Source organism: Nocardioides psychrotolerans (assembly GCF_943371775.1).
GTDB lineage: Bacteria > Actinomycetota > Actinomycetes > Propionibacteriales > Nocardioidaceae > Nocardioides > Nocardioides psychrotolerans_A.
On sequence record NZ_CALRWD010000008.1, the window covers coordinates 75,811 to 83,952 of the forward strand.

Consider the following 8,142-nt stretch of genomic DNA (forward strand, 5'->3'; position numbering starts at 1 on the left):
GCGATCTCCTTGAAGGTGCTGCGGTCAGGGCGAGGGGTCAGGACGAGGGGGTGAGAGCGGGCCGGTCGGCGAGGAGCTGGGCGACGGACGACGAGCAGCCGCCGCAGCCGGTGGTGGCGCGGGTGGTTGCCCGGACCTCGTCGAGCGAGGTGCACGCGCGGATGCGGCCGGCACTGACACCGGCACACGCGCAGATCTCGGCGTCGTCGGCGAGGCGGGTCGGCGGGGCCTTGCGGTCGCCCATGAGGAGGGCTGCAGGCTCGGTGCCGGAGAGGCGGGTGCCGTGGTCGAAGTACTGCGTGATCAGGCCGATCCGCGACAGGTCCCCGACGAGCGTGGCGGCGACGATGACGCCGTCGCTCACGACGAGCTTGCGGTGCGAGCCGACGATCGGGTTGGTCACCTCGACGACCTCGCCCCCCTCGGCCGTGGCCCGCTCGGGGTCGCCCAGGACCGCGACGTCGAGGCCGGTCGCGCGCAGTCGGGCGACGCTGCGGCTGCCGGTGTAGGTGGCGTCACCGTCCGGGTCCGTGAGTCGCTGGGCGAGGAGCGCGGCCTGCTCCCAGGCCGGACCGACGAAGCCGGTCGTGCGGCCGCCGTGCTCGGCGCAGTCGCCGATCGCGAAGACGTCGGGGTCGGTGACCGAGGCGAGGCGGTCGTCGACCACGATCCCGCGCCGGACCTCGAGGCCGGCCCCGCGGGCCAGCGCGGTGCTGGGGCGGCCGCCGGCGGTGAGGACGACGAGGTCGGTGTCGAGGGTGTAGCCGTTATCGAGGCGCAGGCCGACCGCGCCCTGCCCGTCCGTGGCGTCGGTGTCGCTCATCCGGACGGCCCGTGCGCCGGTGTAGACGGTGGTGCCGAGCCGGCGCAGGTCGCGGGCCAGCACCTGGCCGGCCTTGCTGCCGACCTGGCTGCGCAGCAGGTGCTCGCCGCCCTCCACGATCTCGACGTCGAGGCCGCGCACGCTCAACGCCCGGGCCACTTGGAGACCGAGCAGTCCGCCGCCCACCACGACTGCTCGTTGGGCAGGACGCACAACGGGAGACGCGGTCTGGTCACCAACCGCGGCGACTTCGTCGCCCGCGTTGGGCACTCCGACCCCGATCGCCGCCATCAGACGCCGACAGTCGTCGAGCGAGCGGAAGGCGTGGACGGCGTCGTGGAGCCAGCCGTCGAGGCGCACCAGCCCGCGGATCGGCGGGAGGCTGGGGATGGATCCGGTGGCGAGGACCAGGCGGTCGTAGGGCAACACGGTCCCGTCCACGAGCATCACGTCGCGCCGCTCCCGGTCGACCCCGAGGACCCGCGCACCGAGCCGCAGGTCGACCCCGTGCTCGGCGTACCACTCAGGAGCGCGCAGCGTGATCGCGTCGGAGCCGTGCGTGCCCTCGAGGACGGCCGACAGCAGGATCCGGTTGTACGGCGCGTGGTCCTCGTCGCCGAGCACGGTCACGTCCAGGTCGGCCGAGGCCGGCGACGCCATCAGCTCCTCCACCAGCCGTGTCGCAGCCATTCCGCTGCCGACCACGACGATGCGAAGACGGCCGCTCACGTGCGCACCGCCGCGGCACAGACCTTGAACTCCGGCATCCGGCTCGACGGGTCGAGCGCGTCGTTGGTGAGCCGGTTGGCGCCGACCCAGTGGAAGGGCACGAAGATCGTGTCGGGCCGGATCGTCGACACCACCCGCGCGGGCGCCTTGAGCTCGCCGCGGCGCGTGGCGACGACGACGAGGTCGCCGTCGTGGGCGCCGATCCGGTCGGCCAGCATCGGGTGCAGCTCGACGAAGGGGCCGGTGTCGGGCAGGTCCTTGATCCGGCGGGTCTGGGCGCCGGACTGGTACTGCGCGAGCACCCGCCCGGTCGTCAGGTGCACCGGGAAGGCGTCACACGGCACCTCCGCGGCACCGCGGTGCTCGACCGCGATGCACCGCGCGAGCCCGGACGCCGTCGCGAAGGAGGAGGCGAAGAGCCGCGGCGTCCCCGGGTGGTCGGCGGTCGGGCACGGCCAGAACACCCCGTGCTCGTCGCGGATCCGGTCATAGGTGATCCCGGCGTAGTCGGCCCTGCCGCCGGCCGAGGCGAGCGCCAGCTCCGCGAAGACCTCCTCGGGGACGTCCGAGAAGACCCCGGCCGACCCGAGCCGCGACGCCAGGCCGGCCATCACCTCGAGGTCGCTGCGCACCCCGTCGGGCGGCGTGACGGCCTGCTGACGCAGGATCACCCGACCCTCGAGGTTGGTCATGGTGCCGGTCTCCTCGGCCCACTGGGTGACCGGCAGGACGACGTCGGCCATGGCCGCGGTCTCCGACATCACGATGTCGGCGACCACCAGGAGGTCCAGCGCCTCCAGCCGCGAGGTCACCTGCGTCGCGTTGGGCGCGGAGACGACGATGTTGGAGCCGAAGACCAGCAGCGCCTTCGCGCCCCCCTCCTGGCCGAGGGAGTCGAGCAGCTCGTAGGCCGAGCGCCCCTGGCCCGGGAGCGACGCAGCCGGGACGCCCCACACCCGCGCCACGTGCTCGCGCGCGGCCGGGTCGTCGATCATCCGGTAGCCGGGCAGCTGGTCGGCCTTCTGGCCGTGCTCGCGCCCACCCTGACCGTTGCCCTGCCCGGTGAGGCAGCCGTAGCCCGCGCCGACCCGACCCGGCATCCCGAGGGCCAGCACCAGGTTGATCCAGGCGAGCACCGTGTCGGTGCCCTGGCTGTGCTGCTCGGCGCCGCGCGCGGTCAGCACCATCACCTTCCCCGCCTCACGCGCCGAGGAGCCCAGCAGCCCCGCGAGCGCGTGCAGCTCCGCGACGGGCACGCCGGTCACGCGCTCGACCCGCTCGGGCCACCAGGCTGCGACGGAGCGGCGCACGTCCTCGAAGCCCGTCGTCCGGGAGGCCACGTAGTCCTCGTCCACGTCCCCGGCCGCCACCACGAGGTGCAGCAGCCCCAGCGCGAGGGCCAGGTCCGTGCCGGGCACCGGCTGGAGGAAGGTGTCGGCCCGGTCGGCGGTCGTCGTACGACGGGGGTCGATCACCACCACGTGCCCACCGCGGGCGCGGAGCCGGTCGAGGTGGCGGGCCGCAGGGGGCATCGTCTCGGCCAGGTTGGAGCCGACGAGCACGACGACGTCGGCCAGCTCGACGTCGGCCAGCGGGAAGGGCAACCCCCGGTCGATGCCGAAGGCCTGGTTGCCGGCCGACGCGGCCGACGACATGCACCAGCGCCCGTTGTAGTCGATCTGGGAGGTCCCCAGCGCGACCCGGGCCAGCTTGCCGAGCTGGTAGGCCTTCTCGTTGGTCAGCCCACCGCCGCCGAAGACCGCCACCGCGTCCGCGCCGTACGACGCCTGCAGCGACCGCACCGACGACGCCACGAGGTCGAGCGCCTCGTCCCACGACGCGGTGCGCAGCTCCCCGGTCCCCCGGTCACGCACGAGCGGGCTGGTCAGCCGCTCGCGGCTGCCGCGCAGCCCGGCCGCGCTCCAGCCCTTGCGGCACAGCGCGCCCTCGTTGACGGGGAAGTCCGGCCACGGCTGCACCGCCAGGGCGGCACGACCCTCGCGGACGAGGGTCATGCCGCACTGGAGGCTGCAGTAGGGGCAGTGGGTGGTGGTGGTCACGGGTCAGATCCCGACCCCGGCATAGCTGGTCGCGGCCTTGGCGTCGGACGGCGTGCGGAGATAGACGGCCCAGGTGACCAGGGCGCACACCACGTAGAAGCCGGTGAAGATGGTGAAGGCGGCCCGGGTGGCGTCGATCGGGTCGGTGACCCACGGCGAGCCGAACGTGATCGGGATGAGGAAGCCGCCGATCGCACCGACCGCGCCGATGATCCCGATGGCGGCCGAGGCCCGCTTGGTGGCGTTGAGCACGGCGTGCCTGCGCTCCGCGCTGCCCTCGGCGCCGACCCGGTCGGCCTCGGTCTTGAAGATCGCCGGGATCATCTTGTAGGTCGACCCGTTGCCGATCCCGCTGAAGGCGAAGACCAGCAGGAAGATGCCGAGGAAGAACGGGAAGACCTCGGTGTTGGCGTCGACCGCGGCCAGCACGGCCGGCGGGTAGTCGAAGGAAGCCGGGTCCGCGGCGATCTGCGCGAGGACCTCGGGAGCCGGCGGCGGCGGGACCGGCTGGAGCAGGCTGATCGTGTAGAGGACGCCGAGGGTGCCGGTGATCATGCCGCCGAAGGCGATCAGGGTGATCCGGGCGCCGCCGTACTTGTCGGCGAGCCAGCCGCCCAGCGGGCGGGCCATCGAGCCGACGAGCGCGCCGAGGAAGGCGTAGAAGACGAAGTTGATGCCGATGCCGGGGATCGAGGGGATCGGCTGGCGCCAGAAGTTGAGCTTGATCAGCAGCGGCATCGCGGCGGAGTAGCCGATGAAGGAGCCGAAGGTGCCGATGTAGAGGAACGACATGACCCAGGTCTGCTTGCTCTTGAGCACCGCCAGCTGCGACTTCGTGTCGGCCTTGGCGGTGCCGAGGTTGTCCATGAGGAAGTAGGCCGCCACGGTGGCGACGACCGCCAGGCCCGCGTAGATCCAGGCGGCCCGCTCGAGGTGGATGCCGCCCTCGCTGGCCTTGACCAGGCCGAAGATGCCGGCGCCGCCGACGATCACCGGCAGGAAGAACTGGATGAGCGCGACCCCGAGGTTGCCGCCGGCCGCGTTGAGCCCGAGCGCCGCGCCCTTCTTGGCCGCGGGGTAGAAGAAGTTGATGTTGGCCATCGAGCTCGCGAAGTTGCCGCCACCGAAGCCGGCGGTCGCCGCGATCACGCAGAAGGCCCAGTACGGCGTCGACGGGTTGGTCACCGCGACCGCGAAGCCGAGCGTCGGCACCAGGAGCAGCCCGGCGCTGACCATCGTCCAGTTGCGACCACCGAAGCTGCCGACCGCCAGCGTGTAGGGCACCCGCAGCAGCGAGCCCACCAGGTTGGGGATGGCAACCAGGAAGAACAGTTGCTGGGCGGTGAACTCGAAGCCCTGCGCCAGCAGGAACGCCGACGAGACGCTCCAGATCAGCCAGACCGAGAAGCCGAGGTGCTCGGCGAAGATCGACCAGACCAGGTTGCGGCGCGCCACCCGCTGGCCCGTCCCGGACCAGAACTCGGGCTCCTCGGGTCGCCAGTCGTCGATCCACCGGCCGGTCCTGCGCTGGGGGGCCGCGGCGGCCTGCTCGGCCGGCGGGGTGCTGGTCATGGTCATGTGAGGGCTCCTGTGGAGGTTGGGATGTCCTCATCAAAGGCAGCGCAGGTTTCGGTCAGCCGCGGACGAGCGCACCGCAGACGTCAACTTGTCCTCACGGCCTCACAGTCCTCACGGCCCCACAGCCGACCCCCCTGCCCGACCGCTCGTCGTACGGGACCGACCGCTCGGCGCAGCGCCGCCTCCACTGACCGCAGAACGCTCACGCACCCCTCCACGTGACCCGGCTCACGCTCCTACGGTGACGGCGATCACATCCCGCGTGAAAGGGGCCGTCCGTGACGTCCGACGTCAACACACCGCACACCCAGTCCGAACGACACGATCCGCTCTACGACGAGCTGGCGGCCTCTCCGGAGTTCGGCGAGCTGCGCAAGCTCTACCGCGGCTTCGTCTTCCCGGCCACCGTCGCCTTCCTGGCGTGGTACCTGCTCTACGTCCTCATGTCGAACTGGGCGACCGGCTTCATGAACACCAAGCTCGTCGGCAACATCAACGTCGCCCTGGTCTTCGGGCTGCTCCAGTTCGCCACGACCTTCCTGATCGCCTGGGTCTACAGCCGCTTCTCCACCGCCCGCCTCGACCCGTTGGCGCGCGAGCTCAACGACCGCTACGAGGCCGGCAAGAGCGGGAAGGGGCGCTGACATGGATCACCAAGTCCTCACCACCACCCTGTTCCTCGCCGTCGTCGCCCTCACGATCGGCATCACGTTCTGGGCGAGCCGCGACAACTCCGGCAGCGACAGCTTCTACGCCGGCGGCCGCTCCTTCTCACCGGTGCAGAACGGTCTGGCCATCGGCGGCGACTACATGTCCGCCGCCTCGTTCCTCGGGATCTCCGGCGCCATCGCACTGTCCGGCTACGACGGCTTCCTCTACTCGATCGGCTTCCTGGTCGCCTGGCTCGTCGCCCTGCTGCTCGTCGCCGAGATGCTGCGCAACTCCGGCCGCTACACGATGGCCGACCAGCTGGCCTACCGGATGAAGCAGACCCCGGTGCGCATGGCGGCCGCGACCTCCACGGTCGTCGTCTCCATCTTCTACCTGCTGGCGCAGATGGTCGGCGCCGGCACGCTCGTCGCCCTGCTGCTCGGCGTCGACAGCCAGACGGTCAAGAACCTGGTCATCTTCGCGGTCGGCATCCTGATGATCTTCTACGTCACCGTCGGTGGCATGAAGGGCACCACCTGGGTCCAGATCGTCAAGGCCGTGCTGCTCATGGCCGGCTCCGCCGTGATCGTGTTCCTGGTGCTCGCCAAGTTCAACTTCAACCTCTCCGAGCTGCTCGGCGCCGCTGCGTCCAACTCCGGCAAGGGCCAGGCCTTCCTGGAGCCCGGGCTCAAGTACGGCGTCTCGACGACCAGCAAGATCGACTTCATCAGCCTCGGCATCGCCCTGGTCCTGGGCACCGCCGGGCTCCCCCACATCCTGATCCGCTTCTACACCGTCCCGACCTCGCGCGACGCCCGGAAGTCGGTGCTGTGGGCGATCGGCCTGATCGGCGTCTTCTACCTCTTCACGCTGGTCCTCGGCTTCGGTGCCGCGGCCCTGCTCAAGGGTGACAAGGCCGCCGAGGTGGCCACCAGCAAGGGCAACCTGGCCTCGCCGTTGCTCGCCGAGGCCGTCGGAGGTGGTGCCGGCTCGACGGGCGGCGCGATCCTGCTGGCGGTGATCGCAGCCGTCGCGTTCGCGACGATCCTCGCGGTCGTGGCCGGCCTGACGCTGACGTCGTCGTCGTCCGTGGCGCACGACATCTACAACAACGTCATCAAGAAGGGCCACGCCACGGAGAAGCAGGAGATCCGGGTGACGCGCATCGCCGCCTTCACCATCGGTCTCATCGCCATCCTGCTCGCCATCCCCGCGCAGAACCTCAACATCGCGTTCCTCGTGGCCCTGGCCTTCGCGGTCGCGGCGTCGGCCAACCTGCCGGCGATCGTCTACAACATGTTCTGGCGTCGCTTCAACACCCGCGGTGCGACCTGGAGCATCTACGGCGGACTCGCGTCGTCGCTTCTGCTGGTGTTCTTCTCGCCGGTCATGTCCGGCAAGGGCGTCATCGACGGGGTCAACCAGAGCCTGCTCCCCGCGAGCATCGACATCTCCTGGTTCCCCCTGGAGAACCCGGGCATCGTGTCGATCCCGCTCGGCTTCCTCTTCGGCTACCTCGGCACCATCAGCCGTCGCGAGCCCGAGGCGGAGGACCGCTTCACCGAGCTCGAGGTCCGCGCCCTCACCGGCGCCGGCTCCGAGAAGGCGGTCATCCACTGACCTCGCCCGCCTGACCCGATGCCGGGTGGCCCCTCGGGGGAGGGCCACCCGGCATCGGCACAGCAACCTCCAAGCAACCCTCGACCTGCACCCTGGGTCGAAGCGTCCTAGTGTGGCGAGCGCCACCCCACCCGCACGTCCAGGAGTGAACACCGTGAGCGAAGAGACCCTGTCCAACCTGTCCCGCGAGGAGCGCACGTTCGCCCCGCCGGCCGACCTGGCCGCCTCTGCCAACGTGACCGCCGACGCCTACGACGCCGCTGCGGGGGATCGCGAGGTCTTCTGGGCCGAGGCTGCGGAGCGCCTGTCCTGGGACCAGACCTGGGAGCGCGTGCTCGACTGGGACAACCCCCCGTTCGCCAAGTGGTTCGTCGGCGGGCGCCTCAACGCCGCCTACAACTGCGTCGACCGCCACGTCGAGGCCGGCAACGGCGAGCGCGTCGCCTTCCACTGGGTCGGCGAGCCCGCCGACGACAAGCGCACCATCACCTACGCCGACCTCCAGGCCGAGGTCTCACGGGCCGCCAACGCCCTCATCGACCTCGGCGTCAAGGCCGGCGACCGGGTCGCGATCTACATGCCGATGATCCCCGAGACCGTGGTGGCGATGCTCGCCTGCGCCCGTCTCGGCGCCCCCCACACGGTCGTCTTCGGGGGCTTCTCCTCCGACGCGCTCGCCAC

6 protein-coding genes are annotated in these 8,142 nt (G+C 71.1%); 3 read left to right on the plus strand and 3 right to left on the minus strand.

Features of this window, described 5'->3' with window-relative positions; translation table 11 throughout:
* Positions 1-37 precede the first annotated feature (37 nt).
* The 3 genes from AAG827_RS04280 to AAG827_RS04290 are packed head-to-tail and all read right to left on the minus strand — an operon-like array spanning position 38 to position 5,190.
* Complete coding sequence (locus AAG827_RS04280) at positions 38-1,552, minus strand: FAD-dependent oxidoreductase (protein WP_341924575.1); 1,515 nt, start codon at positions 1,550-1,552, stop codon at positions 38-40.
* Positions 1,549-3,612 carry a molybdopterin oxidoreductase family protein gene (locus tag AAG827_RS04285; protein ID WP_341924576.1) on the minus strand — a complete coding sequence of 688 codons (2,064 nt, stop codon included), beginning with the start codon at positions 3,610-3,612 and terminating at the stop codon, positions 1,549-1,551. The genes AAG827_RS04280 and AAG827_RS04285 overlap by 4 nt, the downstream gene beginning before the upstream one ends.
* A 3-nt stretch (positions 3,613-3,615) precedes the next feature.
* Entirely contained in the window at positions 3,616-5,190 is a 1,575-nt protein-coding gene (locus tag AAG827_RS04290; RefSeq protein WP_341924577.1) for an MFS transporter, read from the minus strand.
* A gap of 278 nt (positions 5,191-5,468) precedes the next feature.
* Here AAG827_RS04290 and AAG827_RS04295 point away from each other — a divergent pair, with 278 nt between their 5' ends.
* From AAG827_RS04295 to AAG827_RS04305, 3 genes are all read left to right on the plus strand, one after another.
* Complete coding sequence (locus AAG827_RS04295) at positions 5,469-5,834, plus strand: DUF485 domain-containing protein (RefSeq protein WP_341924578.1); 366 nt, start codon at positions 5,469-5,471, stop codon at positions 5,832-5,834.
* A 1-nt stretch (position 5,835) separates the two neighbouring features.
* Positions 5,836-7,461: a cation acetate symporter gene (locus AAG827_RS04300; protein ID WP_341924579.1), complete on the plus strand. Its 1,626-nt coding sequence runs from the start codon at positions 5,836-5,838 to the stop codon at positions 7,459-7,461.
* Positions 7,462-7,615: 154 nt separating this feature from the next.
* A partial coding sequence (locus tag AAG827_RS04305) for an AMP-binding protein (RefSeq protein WP_341924580.1) occupies positions 7,616-8,142 on the plus strand: 527 nt, incomplete at its 3' end.

What these genes read in the sequence shown, in the direction of transcription:
- AAG827_RS04290 (WP_341924577.1), bottom strand. Translation starts at nt 5,190, where the DNA reads ATGACCATGACCAGCACCCCGCCGGCCGAGCAGGCCGCCGCGGCCCCC.
- AAG827_RS04300 (WP_341924579.1), top strand. Translation starts at nt 5,836, where the DNA reads ATGGATCACCAAGTCCTCACCACCACCCTGTTCCTCGCCGTCGTCGCC.